The following is a 16,957-nucleotide window of genomic DNA, read 5'->3' on the forward strand; positions in this document are numbered from 1 at the left end:
CCGTCAGCCCGGGAGACGCACCGGCATCAGCAGGTACGTGTACGCGCTCTCCGGCGCCGCGAAGTTGCCGGAATCGTCGGGTTCGATCTCGTCCTCGGTGGCCGGACGCAGCACCGCGGGGCGGCTGGGGGTCGTGAAACCGAACAGCACCTGCTCGCTGTGCAGCGAAGACAGTCCGTCGATCAGGTAGCCGGGATTGAAGGCGATGGTGAGCGGCTCACCCTGGAACACCGCGTTCAAGCCTTCCTCGGCGCGACCTGCGTCGTCGCCACCGGCGGAGAGGAGAAGCCCCTCGGTGGAGAACTGCAGGCGGACCTGCGCACCGCGCTCGGCGACGAGGGCCACACGCTTGATGGCCTCGACGAGCGGAGCGATCTCGACGGTGGCCAGCGCGGTGTGCTCGGACGGCAGCAGCTGCCGGAACTTCGGGAACTCGGCGTCCAGCAGCCGGGTGGTGGTGCGGCGGCCGTCGTTGACGATGCCGAGGAGGCCGTCGTTGCCGACCGCGGAGCCCGAACCGAGCGCGAGCTCCACCGGCGAAGTGGCATCTCCTGCAAGCGTTTTCGCCGACTCGGAGAGCGTCTTGGCGGGGATGAGGACGGCCGCGGTGGTGTCGGGGTTCGCCGGCGACCACTCGAGTTCACGGACCGCGAGACGGAACCGGTCGGTGGCGGCGAGCACGATCGCGTTGCGTTCGATCTCGACCCGGATGCCGGTGAGCATCGGCAGGGTGTCGTCCTTGCCCGCCGCGACAGCCACCTGACTGATCGCTTCGGAGAAGACGTCGGCGGGAATCGAGCCGGTCTGCTGCGGCAGCTGCGGAAGCTGGGGATAGTCCTCGACCGGCATGGTGGGCAGGGAGAACTTGGCGCTTCCGCACGTGATCAGCACGCGGGTGCCTTCGAGGGTCACATCGACCGGCTTGTTGGGGAGCGACTTCGTGATGTCGGCGAGAAGCTTGCCGGAGACGAGGACCTGACCGGCGCTACCGACCTCGGCTGCGACCCTGACCTGGGCCGATACCTCGTAGTCGAATCCGGAAACCGTCAACCCTTGCTCGGTCGCGTCCAGGAGAACACCGCCGAGAACGGGGACAGGAGGCCGCGACGGCAGACTGCGAGCGACCCATGCCACTGAATCAGCGAATTCTTCCCGGGAGACACGAAACTTCAGGCTTCCAAGCTCCATCGCCGGGTTGTTCCTCTCGGTAGGCACGGTTGTTCGCCACGGTCGGCCCGTGACCACAGCACTGCAGTCTTTCACAGAGCGGCGATGCATAACCGTATGCCCTCGAGGACGAACTTGAAAGCGGAACGGTCGCGTCCTCGAGTCTCCGCCAGAGGCCTGTGAACCGACGCTGTCCCCAACCCTGTTTTCAAAGAGGTTTTTATAAGAATTAATGAGAAGTACTATTAGGTCCTGTGGAATCTGTGGACGAAGGCGTGTAGACGCTGGTCCGTCCGCGTCGTCGTATGGGGAATTCTCGAGGACAAACTCGAGGACCGATCCGGCACCCATGTGGACTACTCGAGGTTGTTCAAAGTTCTGCACGTTCTGTCCACAGAGATTCCACCTCATCCCCACACTTATCCACAGGTGTGCATGCTTTATCCCAGGTCCCGGCGTCGGCGTGTTGCACCGGCGTGTCGTGTCGGCGAGGGTTCGCGCGAGCCTCGAGTAGGCCCTCGAGCGGTACCTCGAGGACCCGCTCGAGCGAACCCTCGAGGACCGGCTCGAGGGGCCCTCGAGTTACCCGCGGGAGAGTGTTTCCCCCGAAACGACCTGTGCCCCCGGTAGGCGAGCTACCAGGGGCACAGGAGAGGCAGGTGTCGGCGACTACCTCTTGGAACGCTGTTTGATCCGGGCGGTCAGCTCCTGGACCTGGTCGTAGACCTTCCGACGCTCCGTCATCTCCTTGCGAATCTTCTTGTCCGCGTACATGACGGTGGTGTGGTCGCGGCCGAACGTCTGCCCGATCTTCGGCAGGGACAGATCGGTGAGCTCGCGGCACAGGTACATGGAGATCTGCCGGGCGGACGCCAGCGGACGTGCCTTGCCGGGGCCGCAGAGGTCGTCGATGGACATGTTGAAGTACTCCGCGGTGACCGCCATGATCGTCGCCGCATTGATCTCGAGACTCGACGAGTCCGGCATCAGGTCACGCAGCACCACCTCGGCGAGCGTGAGGTCCAGGGGTTGCCTGTTCAGGGACGCGAACGCCGTCACACGGATGAGGGCACCCTCGAGTTCCCGGATGTTGCGTTCGATCCGGGAGGCGATCAACTCGAGGACGTCGTCGGGCACCTCGAGCCGGTCCATTCGGGCCTTCTTGCTGAGGATCGCGATGCGGGTCTCGAGTTCGGGCGGCTGAACGTCGGTGATCAGGCCCCATTCGAACCTGGTGCGCAGTCGTTCCTCGAGTGTCGCCAACTGCTTCGGCGGCCGGTCGGACGAGACGACGATCTGCTTGTTCGCGTTGTGCAGGGTGTTGAAGGTGTGGAAGAACTCCTCCTGGATACCTTCCTTACCCTCGATGAACTGGATGTCGTCCACCAACAGCACGTCGGTCTCGCGGTAGCGGCGCTTGAACGCCACCTTGCGGTCGTCGCGGAGGCTGTTGATGAAGTCGTTGGTGAACTCCTCCGTGGAGACGTACTTCACCCGCATCCCCGGAAACAGCCGCTGGGCGTAGTGGCCGGCGGCGTGCAGGAGGTGCGTCTTGCCGAGGCCGGACGCTCCCCACACGAACAACGGGTTGTACGCGCGCGCCGGCGCCTCGGCGATGGCCACCGCCGCGGCGTGGGCGAACCGGTTGGACGAGCCGATCACGAACGTGTCGAACGTGTACTTCGCGTTGAGGCTGTTACCCCCGGTCGCCGACGGTGCCGGGCCCGAGGGCGGCTTCGTGAAGTACGACGGCCAGGATTCGTGGACGCTGGCGAGGGCCTCGCGGTCGTCGTCGACTTCCTCGAAGTCCGTCGTGTCCGAGTAGGGCTGATCCTCACCGGAGCCGAACCGGCGCCTGCGGAACGAACCGGAACTGGTGACGGAAGGCTCGAGGTGGCGAGGAGTGTGGATAGGTTCCGGCTCCGGCCGGTGGTCCCGGCTCGGGGGCTCGGATTCGGGTTCGTCGTCGACCGGGGCCGCGATACGCACACCGAGGCCTTCGACCTGCTCCCCGAGATGCCGGCCGAGGGCGTGGAGGATCGGCTCACGGAGATCCCGCTCGATCGCCTCCTGCGCGAAGGGCGACGGAACGGACAGGAGCGCGAAGCCCTGTGCGAGCGTCAGCGGTTTGACGAGCGCCAACCACGCCTTCTGTCCCCTCGTCAACGGCGGCAGATCGCCGCCGGGCGAATCGGATGTGAGGTCTGCGACGACGTCGATCCAGATCCGTGCGAGCGCATTCGGATCGTCGTTCACGTGGTTCCTCCCCAGTGTGTTCACGGACTCGGCGCCAGCGGTGCCGAGTCGAGTGTCGGTGCCGTCGTCGAGGTGGAATTGGGAGCTTCCCCGACCTGAGGATGGACCCCGTACGGACCTACGAATATGCCATCTGAACTGTGTTTCCACACAATTATCCACAGATGTGGACAAACCGCAGACGCCCCCTGTCGAGACGCCGTTACGTGGCAAGGAGTCCAGATTGAGCGCGCTGACCTGCGCTTATGCATGCGAAACCTGGATGAGCGGGTTCGAGGACCCGGGAAGTGAAGGGTGTCAACAACCCTCGTGGCGATCCGAAGCGGCACACCATCTGTGCCCTGTGGATGAATTGTGGTGAATATGCAGATGAGAACGGTGAAGTCGAGAGCTGGGCACTCGATCAGGGTTCATCGGCGAGACCATGCATAGACGCTAGCAACAGTGTCGGCAACCTCACAGCGGTTTGGCACATTGGAAGTTGGGGTGCAAGCATTTGTCGATCCTCGGCGTGTCGGTCAACCGATTCGCGGGGGAATCGCAGGTGAGCGAGTTTGACCTGACCGTGAGTGGTAAGTACTCTCGAACAGTCACCCTGTGGTGAGGTGGCGGTTTCATGCTGGCTCGAGTCCAGACGAAGTCGTTCCATCCCCACCCTGTGGATGAACACCTGAGTTTTCGCCAATGTTAGATCCATGACGCCGGGAGGCGTCGATGAACTTCGAGGAGTGTTGACCGTGGCCAAGGGCAAGCGGACGTTCCAGCCGAACAACCGACGCCGCGCGCGCGTTCACGGCTTCCGTCTTCGTATGCGGACCCGTGCGGGTCGTGCAATCGTTTCGGCGCGTCGCCGTAAGGGCCGCGAATCTCTCACCGCCTGATCCCGACACTGGGTTCGGGAGCTCGGGGTGTTGCCTGAGCCGCACCGATTGCGTCGTCATTCAGATTTTTCGTTGACTGTGCGACGTGGTCGTCGGATGGGAAGACGCGACCTGGTTGTGCACGCCTTCGACCGTGCGCAGGCAGATGAGCTGGTGAGTAGCGGCGGTCCGCGATTCGGACTGGTTGTGAGTAAGGCTGTCGGGCCGGCGGTGATTCGACATCGAGTCGCACGCCGGCTTCGTCATATCTGCATCGACCTCGTGGACGTGGTTCCACGGGGTACCGATGTGGTGATTCGGGCTCTTCCGGGAGCTGCGACTGCAAGTAGCCGGGACCTGGAGAAGCAACTCCGTGCAGGTCTCCTTCGATTGGACCTTCTTGCGCCCGTGAGTAACTCCGCATGAAAAGCGCACTCCACGAGTCGCGCACCGACACGGCCGAGGGCACCTCCTCGGCCGCCTCCGCATGGAAGTCGGTCCGTGCGTTACCGGCGCGCACTCTCATATTCTTCATCGAGCTCTACCGGACGTATGTGTCGCCCCTGAGGTTGCCGACCTGCCGGTTCATGCCGACCTGTAGCGAGTACGCGGTGGAATCCCTGCGTACCCACGGGGCGATCAAAGGCCTTTTCTTGACGGTGGTTCGGTTGGCGAAGTGTGCCCCCTGGCACCCTGGTGGGTGGGACCCGGTCCCTGCCCGTCACGACCGTCATGCGGGTGGCCGTTGCTGTCCGGCGAACGTGGACGAACAGAGGAGTACATAGAGCCGTGCTCGACTTCATTTACTATCCGGTGTCCGGGATCCTGTGGGTCTGGCACAAGATATTCGGTGCCATTCCCTTCCTCGGGCCGGACAGCGGTGTCACGTGGGCGCTCTCCGTGGTGTTCCTCGTGTTCACCCTGCGTGCCGTGCTGTACAAGCCGTTCGTCAAGCAGGTTCGCACGACCCGCCAGATGCAGGAACTTCAGCCGCAGATCAAGGCTCTGCAGAAGAAGTACTCGGGTGACCGCCAGCGTCAGGCCACCGAGATGCAGAAGCTCCAGAAGGAGCACGGGTTCAACCCCATCATGGGCTGCCTGCCGGTTCTCGCACAGGCTCCGGTCTTCATCGGCCTGTTTCACGTGCTTCGCTCGTTCAACCGCACAGGGACCGGCTTCGGGCAGCTCGGCATGTCGGTCGAGGCGAACGCGAACACGCCGAACTACTTCTTCAGCGTCGAGGACGTGCAGTCCTTCCTGAGTGCCCGACTGTTCGGCGCACCCATCTCGGCCTGGATCACCATGCCGAAGGAGCAGCTCGACGCGTTCGCTGCCTACGGCCCGATCCCCACGGTGTTGAACATCGCCGTTGTCGCGGTTCCGCTGATGGTCATCGCCAGCATCGCGACCCACTTCAACTCGCGCGCCTCCGTCGCGCGGCAGAGTCCCGAGGCTGCCGCCAACCCGCAGTCCGCGATCATGAACAAGCTCGCTCTGTGGGTCTTCCCACTCGGTGTGCTCGTCGGTGGCCCGTTCCTCCCCATCGCGATCCTCTTGTACTGGGTGAGTAACAACATCTGGACCTACGCGCAGCAGCACATCGTCTTCCGTCGCATCGACGAAGAAGAGGAAGAGAAGAAGCAAGCTGCCATCGCACGCCGGGCGGACAACGCTCCGAAGCCCGGTGCACGTCCGGATCTCACCAAGAAAAAGAAGAAGTCCGCGACCGCAACGGACGGTTCTTCCTCGGCGGACGAGCCGGAGATCGTCGAGGGCGTCGTCGAAGACAGCGCCTCCGATCAGGTGAGTGGTGATGGTTCGGCGACGGGTACGTCGAAGCCGAAGCCCGGTGCCCGCCCCCAGTCCAACCGCGGAAAGTCCCCCAAGCGCAAGCGGCGCTGATTCAGAAAAGAGAACGAGCATGGCTAGTGAGCCTGACATCGCAGTGGACGGAGATGAGACAGACGTGACTGCAACGACGCAGAACCCGGACACCGAGGTGGATTCCGATTCTGACGACTACCTGATCGAGGAAGGGGAAATCGCCGGCGACTACCTGGAGCAGCTGCTCGACGTACTCGACTTCGACGGCGATATCGACCTGGACGTCGAGGGCGACCGTGCTGTTGTCAGCATCGACGGTGGAGACGATCTCACCAAGTTGGTCGGACGCAAGGGTGAGGTGCTCGACGCGCTCCAGGAACTGACTCGCCTGGCCGTGCAGCAGGCGACGGGCGAACGTAGTCGCCTGATGCTCGACATCGCCGGATGGCGTGCCGGCCGTCGCGCCGAACTGACCGAGCTGGGTTCCTCGGCTGCCCGCCGCGTACTCGAGAGCGGCGAACGCGAGGAGCTCGCTCCGATGACGCCGTTCGAGCGCAAGATCGTTCACGACGCAGTCGCGAAGGTCGATGGCGTTTCGAGCGAGAGCGAAGGCGCCGAGCCTTCACGTCGCGTGGTCGTCATCAAGGACTGATCCACACACGCATCACCAAGGCGGGGCTCCCGGATAATCTCCGGGAGCCCCGCCTTTTTCTCTTATCCGCGTGTCGCCATCCGTCACTGTGGCTTCGTTTCGTTTCACGTGAAACACCCACCCCTCCCCTCCCCCACCGAGGGTCGGGTGTCCGCAGCGAGATTCGGATGCCTTCTCCGCTCACTGCGCTGTCTCAGGGCTTCGTGGACAGTTCTGATGTTCTGGTGTTCGCAGCAAATCAAGCGGCGTAGTCGATGCTTCAGGACCGGATCTGCACCTCGGCGTCCCCACGGTGGATGGCCAGAGTGATGCTGCGGTGGCTTGGACCTGATCGGGATCCGAGAGAGTGTGATGTTTCGCCCACGCCCGCCGTGGTTCGGCGACCAGGGTATGCGGGTGTTTGACGAGGTGCCACCAGTCCGCCAACAGGTCCACCGCTCCGCGGGCACCAGCATCGCAGTAGGCGTCCCGTGGAGTGGTGGGGTTTGGGACTGAGCGGCGCGGCTCCGACGTAGAGAGGGCCATCGGCGGGATCTTCGGTGTGTACGGCCAAGCACGCATCGAAGAAAGAGGTCCACCGATGGCCCTGTCCCAGTCTGCCCTGTCCGAGCTACTCGACGCATTCCGTGCCGGAGAAGGCGTGGATCTGATCCGTGAATCGGTCCGGATGGTCATGCAAGAACTGATCGAAACCGAAGCCACCGAACAGATCGGCGCGGGCCGCTATGAACGCACCGAGGCCCGCACCGCCGAACGCAACGGGGCCAGGCCCCGGCTGGTGGCCACCCAAGCCGGTGACGTCCAATTGCGGATCCCGAAACTGCGCAAGGGCTCGTTCTACCCCTCGATCCTCGAGCCCCGCCGACGGATCGACCAAGCGCTGTACGCGGTGGTGATGGAGGCCTACGTGCACGGAGTTTCCACGCGCAGCGTGGACGACCTCGTGGCGGCTCTGGGAATCGATTCGGGTATTTCCAAGTCGGAGGTGTCGCGGATCTGCGCGGGCCTCGACGAAGTTGTCGGCGCGTTCCGGACCCGCCCGCTCGACCACACCGCGTTTCCTTACGTCTACCTCGATGCGACCTACCTGCACGTACGCAACTCCTCTTCGCAGGTGACCTCGATGGCGGTCGTGGTCGCCACGGGGATCACCGCCGAGGGTGCGCGTGAGGTCCGCCCCCGCGAGCGGGTGGTACCCCCAGGCCTCGATGTCGGGGACAGTAAGGACGAGGTGTTCTGGCGAGGCTTCCTCGCTTCGCTGAAGAGACGCGGCCTGTCCGGTGTCCGACTGGTCATCAGTGACCAGCATGCCGGGCTGGTCGCGGCACTGCTGCGTTCGTTCCAGGGGTCGGGGCATCAGCGGTGTCGGGTGCATTTCGCGCGAAACCTGTTGGCGCATGTCCCCAAGTCGCACTCCGACATGGTCGCCGCGGTGTTTCGCACGATCTTCGCCCAGCCCGATCCCGCGACCGCGGCCTCGACGTGGGACGAGGTCCGTGATCAGTTGGCTGGCCGGTTCCCCAAGATCAGTCCCTTGATGGGCCAGGCGAAGTCAGAGGTCTTGGCGTTCAGCACATTTCCGCGGGCGCATTGGTCGAAGATTTGGTCGACGAATCCGTTGGAGCGGGTGAACAAGGAGATCAAGCGCAGAGCCCGCGTCGTGGGCATCTTCCCGAACGAGGCGGCCGTGATCCGACTCGTCGGTGCAGTCCTGGCCGACATGCACGACGAGTGGCAGTCCGGCGAGCGCCGCTACCTCTCAGGGGGGTCGATGGCGCTGCTGGGCCCCAGCGGCGATACTGGGACCATCGCCGCGATCAACCGTGGCGAGTAGGCACCGAGGATTCGACCTCAAAGCCCACCACCCCACGGGGCTCTATCGCACCGCACATAACCCAGCGCGGGCATCCACAGTTCATGGTCAAGATTGGGAGCTTCGTTGTCGTTCGGATTTGGCCCTGGTCGATCGGGCGGGTGATCGGTGGGAACCGGAAATCACACTGACGATCCCCGGCGAGGGAGGTGGTGCACGAGGAAGGATTCGGCGGCAGGAAGATCGGGCACAGTTCGGCGCCTCGGATGCTGAGGATCCGGAGTGGTCCCAGCCGATCCGTTCGGCCATCACGCTTACCGGCATCTCGAGATTTCAGTGCGCCCTCGGCGGCTCACACCAAGCGGACGGGGAGTGTCCCCATCGGCCAAGTGATCGCCTTGATTGGCAACTGTTCGAGCCGGGATCGATGGACAGGGGTCAGAATTGGGATGCCGTGGCTGGCTCAGTTTCAGGGACCGCCGAAAACGTGAATCCGTCGGCGCCTTGTGGGCGAGCCGATCGACCAACCCTCCTGCCCCTGGCCGTCGACTAGTGCTGAGATCGTGGCGACGAGTGCCGGCTCCATCGAAGCTCTGATTCGCTCATCCGGCGATGGTCACCCGAAGCAATCCGTGAGTGTTAGCGATGTCCTGAGACATACCACTCAGGGGTATTTGTTCCGCGCGATGAGTTTCGACGCTCCTCGAAGTCCACATCATTGAAGCGACCGAACCGGTGCCGTCACCTGGATGGAGTGAATGATGACCGAGGACGAACGACAGATCCGGAATCTGATCGACCGTTGGGCCGAGGCTGTGCACAGCGGCGACATGGCCGGTGTTCTCGCCGACCACTCCGACGACATTGTGATGTTCGACGTGCCACCGCCATATGAGGGTGCTCGCGGAATCGATGCGTATCGCGAGACGTGGCCGCCGTTCTTCGAATGGCAGTCGAACGGTGCCCGATTCGAGATGGTGTCATTGGATGTGACTGCCGGTGAGGATGTCGCCTTCGCCCATGCACTCCTCCGCTGCGGCACGGAAGCGGAGCTCGCCGACAATCCAGAGAACCGGCTTCGCCTCACCGTGGGATTGCGGAAGGAGGACGGTCGTTGGCTCGTCGCTCACGAACACCACTCCTTTCCAGACACCACAGTCTGACGCCGGTTGATATGGCGCCGCCGCCGGATCGTCGCTTTCACTCGTTTTCGAAGTAATTTAGGTTGTAGTTTCACCCACCCAACCACACCCGGGAGTTTCGTCACTGTGATGATTGAGAAACCGGGATTCCTCGGAGTGACGCTGTCGAGAGGTAGCGTCGAGTAGGCGTGGATCGCTGCTACTCGTTGGAGAGGTCCGGCTCGATTGTCGTTCTCTGGAACCCTCCGTCCGCCGGCTTGGGAAGGCCGCCGGGTGATGCGCGGAGTCGGTCGGTGTCCCTCGTCTGTTCCACGTGAAACACGAGTGTCAGTTCTTCCACGTGAAACTGCCCGCACCAAACGGCATGAAATAGGCAACCATCCGATGCGCTCGCGCCGGACCATGTCGGCCTGGGCTAGGGCTGGGTTCGAGTCACGTCCGTGGACGGGATCGCCTGTTCCACGTGAAACATCAGCGCTGCGATCTCGCCGTAGTAGATCTGCGGAACCGTTGCCGGCGATGTGCGCGAGATCGACGTCCGAGAGGGTTCACCGCCGAGGCGACGGTCCGACCTCCGGGGTCGGCGGGATGTATCACCGATAGAGACGACCCAACCCCTCCCCTCCCCCACCGGAAGGGGTGCGGCTCGACACTGTTCCGGCGTTGCGCGTTCGAGTTAAGGGACATAGTCGCGAGCGAGGGCGGATAATGAAGAAGCTGTGTTTGTTGATTTCGCGTTATTCGCGGGAGGATGTTTCACGTGGAACCGAATGGTGGAGAGCCGGCCGAATGGGACGAACAAGCGGCGGCACGCCAGGTGTTCGGTGAACGATTCGATATTGCGGAGCGCTATTACAAGTCCTTGGCGAGCGACGGTGTCGAACGGGGGTTGATCGGACCGCGAGAGGTTCCGCGACTCTGGGAACGTCACCTCCTCAACTGTGCCGTCGTCGGTGAACTGATCGCCGAGGGTGAGTCCGTCGTCGATGTCGGAAGCGGAGCCGGGTTGCCCGGTATCCCCCTCGCGATTGCCCGACCCGATCTCCGCATCACGTTGGTGGAGCCGCTGCTGCGACGGTCGGTGTACCTCGCCGAGTTCGTCGAGTCGAACGGCCTGGACGTGCTCGTGGTTCGGGGCCGCGCCGAGGAGTCGGGTGTGGTGAAGGAAGCCGGTGGCGCAGACGTCGTGACTTCCCGAGCGGTGGCACCGTTGGAGAAGTTGGCCAAGTGGTCGCTGCCGCTTATCCACGAGCATGGGAGAATGCTCGCATTGAAAGGTTCGAGCGCCGCCGAAGAGATTTCCCGTGATCGCGCTTCCCTGACTCGGTTGGGTGCTGGCAAGCTGGATATCGTGGAATGCGGAGTGGGCCTGCTTCCTGTCCCCACCGTTGTCGTTCGGGCAGAACGTGTACCGAAACGCCGTCAGCGTCGATGACGATGTGCACGGTGACTAGGGAGTGAGTATGTCGAGTAACGAGCGATTCCCAATCGAAGGAGTAGTCAATGTCGGGTGGGCCTGAATCCGCCGTTTCACGTGAAACAACTTCACGTGAAACCGACCATCAATCCGACCAGGCGACGAGCTCCGGGAACGGAGACGACGGATTCACGGCCCCTTACAACGGAATCTCCGTCGAGGAGACTCCGATCGGTGCTGCCGCGCACCGCGCAAGCCAGGTGCTGCACCCCCACTCGGTGTCCCTGCCGAAGCCGCCCGAACGGCGGATCCTCACGATCGCCAACCAGAAGGGCGGCGTCGGCAAGACGACGAGTGCGGTCAACCTCGCATCCGCCCTCGCGGTTCAGGGACTCACCGTTCTGGTGATCGACCTCGACCCTCAGGGCAACGCCAGCACCGCGTTGGGCGTCGCTCACCACTCCGGCGTGCCGTCCAGCTATGAGCTTCTCCTCGGTGAGGTGACGGCCGCGGAAGCGATCCAGAAGAGCCCGCACAACGACCGGCTGTTCTGCATCCCGGCCACCATCGACCTCGCCGGCGCCGAGATCGAATTGGTCTCCATGGTCGCCCGCGAGGGGCGGCTGAAGGGCGCACTGTCGGAGAAGGCTCTCGGCGAGGTCGATGCCGACTTCATCCTGATCGACTGCCCGCCCTCGCTCGGACTGCTCACGGTGAACGCGATGGTCGCGGCCAAGGAAGTCCTGATTCCGATCCAGTGCGAGTACTACGCACTCGAGGGTGTGGGACAGCTGCTGCGGAATATCGAACTGGTGCAGGCGCACCTCAACCCGGACCTCCACGTGTCGACGGTCCTTCTCACGATGTACGACGGGCGCACCAAGTTGGCGGACCAGGTGGCCGAAGAGGTTCGCACCCACTTCGGCGACGCCGTCCTGCGCGCTGTCATTCCCCGCAGCGTGAAGGTGTCAGAAGCTCCCGGGTACGGCATGACCGTGCTCGATTACGACCCCGGTTCGCGGGGCGCAATGAGTTACCTCGACGCGGGACGTGAACTCGCAGCACGCACCGCACACATCACGAAGCAGGAGCAGCGATGAGTCAGACGCGTAAGGGTGGACTTGGCCGTGGACTGGCTGCGCTCATTCCTACGGGACCGACCACGACGGGACCGGGGCTGGGCAACGCCGCCGCCGACGTCGTGATCGGGGCGGACCGGCGCAACGTACTGACCGCTCCCGCACCGAACTCGTCGGACGCTGCAACCGACAAGAAGACAGCTCCCGCGTCCACGGGAAACAACGGAGACAGCAACGGCGCCGACGGCGCGTCGGGGAACGGTGCTGAACCCCTCCCCTCCCCCACCGGAGCGGTGTACCGGGAGATCGCTCCCGACCTGATCGAGCGGAACCCCAAGCAGCCGCGTCAGGTGTTCGACGACGACGCTCTCGCCGAACTCGTCCACTCGATCCGCGAGTTCGGGCTGATGCAGCCGATCGTGGTGCGTCCACTCGACGACGGCAAGTTCCAGCTCGTCATGGGCGAGCGTCGGTGGCGTGCCAGCCAGGAGGCCGAGCTGGAGACGATCCCGGCGATCGTCCGCGAGACCGGCGACGACGCGATGCTCCGCGACGCGCTCCTGGAGAACATCCACCGCGTGCAGCTGAACCCGCTCGAAGAGGCGGCGGCGTATCAGCAGTTGCTCGAAGAGTTCGAGGTGACCCACGAGGAACTGGCGGCGAAGATCGGCCGCTCGCGTCCCGTCGTGACGAACATGATCCGACTGCTGAAGTTGCCGATTCCCGTGCAACGACGCGTCGCTGCGGGCGTGCTGTCCGCCGGTCACGCTCGCGCCCTGCTGTCGCTCGAGGCAGGAGCCGACGCGCAAGAAGTGATGGCAGCACGCATCGTTGCGGAGGGCATGTCTGTTCGCGCGACGGAGGAGGCGGTGACGCTCGCCAACCGCAGCGACGACCAGGCAGCCCAGCCCGCCCAGCGTCGTAAGCCGATCCAGATGCCGGGACTGCAGGACGTCGCCGAGCGGCTGTCGGATTCATTCGACACGAGGGTCACGGTCAGCCTCGGCAAGCGCAAGGGCAAGATTGTGGTCGAGTTCGGTTCGGTGGACGATCTTCAGAGGATCGTTGGGATGATGGAGGCACAGAAGGCCGATTCATGAGCGCCTGACGGAGGTAGAAGTACCCGCGGATGATCCGTCACTGTGACAGTGGCCGATGACGGACCGAGTCCAGCAGAACTATCGGGGGCGAAAAACGTTGAATACCAGAGGATGTCGAATGATCTGCGGTAGTGACATATGGAGGCTGAGCTAGCCAGTGTCGACTCACGTCACATCGCTCACTCTCGACGGCTTGGACAAGCTCTCCGCCCACGCTCGTCGCTGTGTCTTCTGGGAAATGGATCCGGCGGCGATCCACAGTTCGCGCGGATTCTGCGACCAGGAGTTCGAGAAGGAAGCCTGGCTCTCGATGGTCATGCTCGAATGGGGATCGTGCGGGCAGGTGGCCGTCATGGACGGGAAGCCGGTCGGCAGCGCCCTCTACGCTCCCCCACGGACCGTGCCGCGCGCTCAGCTTCTCCCGACCGCTCCCGTCGGTGCCGACGCCGTTCTCCTCACGAGCCTCCGGCTCGAGCCTGCCGGCGAAGAACAGAATCTCGGAACCACGTTGATCCAGGCCGTGGTGGCCGATCTGGTGCGCCGCGGTGTTCGCGCCCTCGAGGCGTTCGGTATCCGCAATACCGACGGAACCGGGCCGATCGACACACACGGGATGGCGTCAGCCACTGCGGCCCGTGAGTGCTCCCCCGAGGAGTGCATGATCCCGGCCGATTTCCTCGAGGACAACGGCTTCGAAATCGTCGCGCCCCATCACCGGTTCCCGCGCCTGCGGCTCGAGCTGAACCGGGATCACGGATGGAAGGAAGACGTGGAGGCTGCCCTGGAGCGCCTGATCCACACGGCGTCGGTGAGCATGGTCGACATCGGGGAGCGCACACCCGTCGGTGCGCACTGAGCGCTCGGGAACGAGAAGTCAGGAACGTTCGGAGGAAGACAGCTCTTCGGCGAGCAACTCGGCGAACGTGAACGTTCCGGTCGGCTGATCGTCCTGACCGAGCAGGTACAGACGCTTCACGGAGATGAGGATCGCTTCGGCGATGGCGTCGCGTGCCCGCGGGTTGGAGAGCACCGCGGCATCGAGGTCATTGGTGAGGTACCCGAGGTCGATCTGCACGGTCGGCATGTTCGTCAGACGCAGCAGGTCCCAGGTGCGGCCGTGGGTCCGGCAGTCCTGCAAAGGCGTGCGGGCCACGATCTCCCGCTGGATGAATCCGGTGAGAACCTGACCGATCATCGACGTCGAACCGTGCGAGTTGCCGAAGTGGAAGCTCGCGACACCGTTGGCGGACGGGCTGGTGTTGCCATCGCAGCGCAACGAGATCATCAGGTCGGCGTCGAAGGCGTTCGACGTGGATGCGCGTTCGATGTCTGTGGGGTTCGCGTGGTGCGGGCGGGACAGGAACGTTTCCATGCCCGTCGCGGCCATGCGGCCCTCGAGGCGGCTGGCGAGGTCCCACAGGATGTCGGACTCCGAGATCGTGCCGTACGGGGACCGCACGATGGTGCCGTAGGTGTCGCCGCCGAGGCCCGGATCGATGACGATCCGCTTGCCGCTCAGCTGGGGTCCGGAGCTGCGAACCATTTCTTCTTCGCTCATCGCATGCGGTGAACCACCGGTGACGCGGGTGCCGAGCAACTCGAGCGACCGCAGGGTGGCCGGACCGCAGATGCCGTCGGCGGCGATCCCGATCTCCCGCTGGAACGAGGACAGCGAGTCGTGGGTCTGCGGGCCGAAGAAGCCGTCGACGCGTCCGACGTAGAAGCCGAGATCCTGCAGGCGGGTCTGCAGGGTGGCGACGTCGTCGCCGTAGAGCGGTGCGGACAGCTGGTAGATCAGCGTGCGCGCGCCCAGGCGGTACGACGCCTCTTTCATGGACCGGTAGGTGGCAGGACCCACGATTCCGTCGACGAGAAGCCCACGCTGCTGCTGGAAGGCCCGTACGGCGCTGTCCAGGTGATGATCGAACACGGCGTCGGGAGCAATCCAGTGCGAACCGTTGGTGCCCTCGCGCCGGCTGTCGGCGACTCCGTTGTGCAGGAAACCGAGACCGGCCAGAGTGCCCCGAATCTCAGCGACGGCCGGACCATGGTCGCCGTGACGGAGTCGGTGCATGTTTCAGGGCCTCTCAGTCCGAATCAACGAGTACTTACGAGTCTCGGTACAAACAAAACGATCGATGTGTTCCGGTCGGTCTAGCTGATGCGACTGGAGCACATCGATCGATTGTCTCAGAGATTCCCACAAAATCGGGAATCGCGCCGGGTGTTCGGGTGTCGATCAGAGAACGTCGGCGAGCTCTTTCAGCAGCGCAGCCTTGCCCTTGGTGCCGACGATCGTGTTGATCGGCTTGCCGTCCTTGAACAGGATCAGCGTGGGGATCGACATGACCTGGAAGTCGCGGGCAGCGCCCGGGTTGGCGTCGATGTCGAGCTTCGCGATGGTCAGCTTGTCGCTGTGCTCACCGGCGATCTCCTCCAGGACGGGGGCGATCATCTTGCACGGGCCGCACCAGGTGGCCCAGAAGTCGACGAGGACGGGCTTGTCGCTGGAAATGACGTCCTGCTGGAACGAATCATCGGTGATGGTGACGGTGTTCGACACGGGGATTTCCCTTACTCGAGGTGGTCGGTGGGTGTGTGTGGTGAGCTCAGGCGTCGACCGGCGAGCCGGCGGCGGCGACGGTGTTGGCCGTGATGTCGCCGCGCTCTGCGAGCCAGCGCTCGGCATCCATGGCCGCGGAACATCCGGTCCCCGCGGCGGTGATCGCCTGCTGGTAGATGTGATCGACCAGGTCGCCGGCGGCGAAGACGCCGTCCACGGAGGTGGCGGTGGTCGGCGTCTTGACGATCACGTAGCCGGCGTCGTCGAGGTCGACCTGTCCCTTGACGAGTTCGCTGCGCGGGTCGTGGCCGATGGCGACGAACATGCCGGTCACGTCCAGCGTGGACGTCTCACCGGTGACGGTGTCGCGGATCACGAGGCCGGTGACGCTGTTGTCGCCCAGGACCTCGACGGGTGCCGCGTTGGTCACGAACCGGATCTTTGCGTTCGCCTTGGCGCGCTCGAGCATGATGCGGGACGCGCGGAACTCCTCGCGGCGGTGCACCACGGTGACGCTGCGGGCGAAGCGGGTGAGGAAGGTGGCCTCCTCCATGGCGGAGTCGCCGCCGCCGACCACGACGATGTCCTGATCTTTGAAGAAGAACCCGTCGCACGTGGCGCAGGCGCTGACGCCGCGGCCGAGCAACTTCTCTTCGCCCGGAATCCCCAGGTAACGGGCTGCGGCGCCCATTGCCAGCACGACGGCGTGCGCCTGGTAGGTCTCGCCGTTCACGACGACCTTCTTGATCGGGCCGGTGAGGTCGAGTTCCTCGACGTCCTCGGTGCGGATGTCGGTGCCGAAGCGCTTGGCCTGCTCGCGCATCTGGTCCATCAGGTCGGGGCCCATGATTCCCTCACGGAATCCGGGGAAGTTCTCGACCTCGGTGGTGGTCATGAGGGCGCCACCGAACTGGGTCCCCTCGAACTGCAGCGGTTCGAGTTCCGCGCGCGCCGCGTAGACGGCAGCGGTGTATCCGGCAGGTCCCGAACCAACGATGATGAGTTCATGAACCGTCGATGGAGTGGTCATGCGGGCCTTCCAGTAGTGAGGGGTGCTCAGTCGTATGGATCAACACAAGACTAA

General features: G+C 64.0%; 16 protein-coding genes. 11 read left to right on the forward strand and 5 right to left on the reverse strand.

The genetic code is table 11. The annotated features are described in order from the left end of the window. Positions 1 to 3: 3 nt before the first annotated feature. The gene (gene dnaN / locus AZG88_RS46385; protein ID WP_005249107.1) at positions 4 to 1,188 is read right to left on the reverse strand and encodes a DNA polymerase III subunit beta; all 1,185 of its coding nucleotides are present in this window, start codon (positions 1,186 to 1,188) and stop codon (positions 4 to 6) included. A gap of 648 nt (positions 1,189 to 1,836) precedes the next feature. Then, complete coding sequence (gene dnaA, locus AZG88_RS46390; RefSeq protein WP_005263480.1) at positions 1,837 to 3,423, reverse strand: chromosomal replication initiator protein DnaA; 1,587 nt, start codon at positions 3,421 to 3,423, stop codon at positions 1,837 to 1,839. A gap of 737 nt (positions 3,424 to 4,160) precedes the next feature. On the opposite strand from dnaA, the gene rpmH reads away from it, so the two are divergent. From rpmH to AZG88_RS46440, 11 genes are all read left to right on the forward strand, one after another. Beyond that, positions 4,161 to 4,304: a 50S ribosomal protein L34 gene (gene rpmH / locus AZG88_RS51280; protein WP_005263481.1), complete on the forward strand. Its 144-nt coding sequence runs from the start codon at positions 4,161 to 4,163 to the stop codon at positions 4,302 to 4,304. A gap of 27 nt (positions 4,305 to 4,331) precedes the next feature. Next, positions 4,332 to 4,709, forward strand: a complete 378-nt coding sequence (gene rnpA / locus AZG88_RS51285; RefSeq protein WP_005249110.1) for a ribonuclease P protein component — start codon at positions 4,332 to 4,334, stop codon at positions 4,707 to 4,709. Beyond that, positions 4,706 to 5,068, forward strand: coding sequence for a membrane protein insertion efficiency factor YidD (yidD, locus tag AZG88_RS46400; RefSeq protein WP_061044795.1), 363 nt, complete (start codon positions 4,706 to 4,708; stop codon positions 5,066 to 5,068). Before rnpA ends, yidD begins: the two co-directional genes overlap by 4 nt. 4 nt (positions 5,069 to 5,072) lie before the next feature. Continuing rightward, positions 5,073 to 6,185, forward strand: a complete 1,113-nt coding sequence (yidC, locus tag AZG88_RS46405) for a membrane protein insertase YidC (RefSeq protein WP_005249112.1) — start codon at positions 5,073 to 5,075, stop codon at positions 6,183 to 6,185. Between the two features lie 19 nt (positions 6,186 to 6,204). Beyond that, complete coding sequence (locus AZG88_RS46410) at positions 6,205 to 6,759, forward strand: Jag family protein (RefSeq protein ID WP_005249113.1); 555 nt, start codon at positions 6,205 to 6,207, stop codon at positions 6,757 to 6,759. Positions 6,760 to 7,339: 580 nt separating this feature from the next. Then, positions 7,340 to 8,593 (forward strand): IS256 family transposase, encoded by a 1,254-nt coding sequence (locus tag AZG88_RS46415; RefSeq protein WP_061044794.1) that lies wholly within the window; start codon positions 7,340 to 7,342, stop codon positions 8,591 to 8,593. A gap of 737 nt (positions 8,594 to 9,330) precedes the next feature. Then, complete coding sequence (locus AZG88_RS46420) at positions 9,331 to 9,735, forward strand: nuclear transport factor 2 family protein (protein ID WP_061044793.1); 405 nt, start codon at positions 9,331 to 9,333, stop codon at positions 9,733 to 9,735. Between the two features lie 730 nt (positions 9,736 to 10,465). Next, entirely contained in the window at positions 10,466 to 11,149 is a 684-nt protein-coding gene (gene rsmG, locus AZG88_RS46425; RefSeq protein ID WP_029539744.1) for a 16S rRNA (guanine(527)-N(7))-methyltransferase RsmG, read from the forward strand. A gap of 68 nt (positions 11,150 to 11,217) precedes the next feature. Beyond that, complete coding sequence (locus tag AZG88_RS46430) at positions 11,218 to 12,231, forward strand: ParA family protein (protein WP_005249118.1); 1,014 nt, start codon at positions 11,218 to 11,220, stop codon at positions 12,229 to 12,231. After that, on the forward strand, positions 12,228 to 13,310 hold the full coding sequence (locus tag AZG88_RS46435; RefSeq protein WP_025433644.1) for a ParB/RepB/Spo0J family partition protein: 1,083 nt from the start codon (positions 12,228 to 12,230) through the stop codon (positions 13,308 to 13,310). The genes AZG88_RS46430 and AZG88_RS46435 overlap by 4 nt, the downstream gene beginning before the upstream one ends. 157 nt (positions 13,311 to 13,467) lie before the next feature. Further along, a complete protein-coding gene (locus AZG88_RS46440) occupies positions 13,468 to 14,166 on the forward strand; it encodes a hypothetical protein (RefSeq protein WP_005249120.1) in 699 nt (232 codons plus the stop codon). Positions 14,167 to 14,184: 18 nt separating this feature from the next. Here AZG88_RS46440 and AZG88_RS46445 read toward each other — a convergent pair whose 3' ends face one another. From AZG88_RS46445 to trxB, 3 genes are all read right to left on the reverse strand, one after another. Further along, complete coding sequence (locus AZG88_RS46445) at positions 14,185 to 15,384, reverse strand: N-acetylmuramoyl-L-alanine amidase (RefSeq protein WP_005249121.1); 1,200 nt, start codon at positions 15,382 to 15,384, stop codon at positions 14,185 to 14,187. Between the two features lie 165 nt (positions 15,385 to 15,549). Then, entirely contained in the window at positions 15,550 to 15,873 is a 324-nt protein-coding gene (gene trxA, locus AZG88_RS46450) for a thioredoxin (RefSeq protein ID WP_005249122.1), read from the reverse strand. 46 nt (positions 15,874 to 15,919) lie between these two features. Beyond that, entirely contained in the window at positions 15,920 to 16,903 is a 984-nt protein-coding gene (gene trxB, locus AZG88_RS46455; RefSeq protein WP_005249123.1) for a thioredoxin-disulfide reductase, read from the reverse strand. Positions 16,904 to 16,957 lie beyond the last annotated feature (54 nt).

It is taken from the genome of Rhodococcus sp. LB1 (genome assembly GCF_001583455.1).
In the GTDB taxonomy this organism is placed as follows: domain Bacteria; phylum Actinomycetota; class Actinomycetes; order Mycobacteriales; family Mycobacteriaceae; genus Rhodococcus_F; species Rhodococcus_F opacus.

Coding starts and splice junctions, on each gene's coding strand:
- dnaN (WP_005249107.1), bottom strand. CDS start 1,188: ATGGAGCTTGGAAGCCTGAAGTTTCGTGTCTCCCGGGAAGAATTCGCT.
- yidD (WP_061044795.1), top strand. CDS start 4,706: ATGAAAAGCGCACTCCACGAGTCGCGCACCGACACGGCCGAGGGCACC.
- AZG88_RS46410 (WP_005249113.1), top strand. CDS start 6,205: ATGGCTAGTGAGCCTGACATCGCAGTGGACGGAGATGAGACAGACGTG.
- AZG88_RS46415 (WP_061044794.1), top strand. CDS start 7,340: ATGGCCCTGTCCCAGTCTGCCCTGTCCGAGCTACTCGACGCATTCCGT.
- AZG88_RS46420 (WP_061044793.1), top strand. CDS start 9,331: ATGATGACCGAGGACGAACGACAGATCCGGAATCTGATCGACCGTTGG.
- rsmG (WP_029539744.1), top strand. CDS start 10,466: ATGTTTCACGTGGAACCGAATGGTGGAGAGCCGGCCGAATGGGACGAA.
- AZG88_RS46430 (WP_005249118.1), top strand. CDS start 11,218: ATGTCGGGTGGGCCTGAATCCGCCGTTTCACGTGAAACAACTTCACGT.
- AZG88_RS46435 (WP_025433644.1), top strand. CDS start 12,228: ATGAGTCAGACGCGTAAGGGTGGACTTGGCCGTGGACTGGCTGCGCTC.
- AZG88_RS46445 (WP_005249121.1), bottom strand. CDS start 15,384: ATGCACCGACTCCGTCACGGCGACCATGGTCCGGCCGTCGCTGAGATT.
- trxB (WP_005249123.1), bottom strand. CDS start 16,903: ATGACCACTCCATCGACGGTTCATGAACTCATCATCGTTGGTTCGGGA.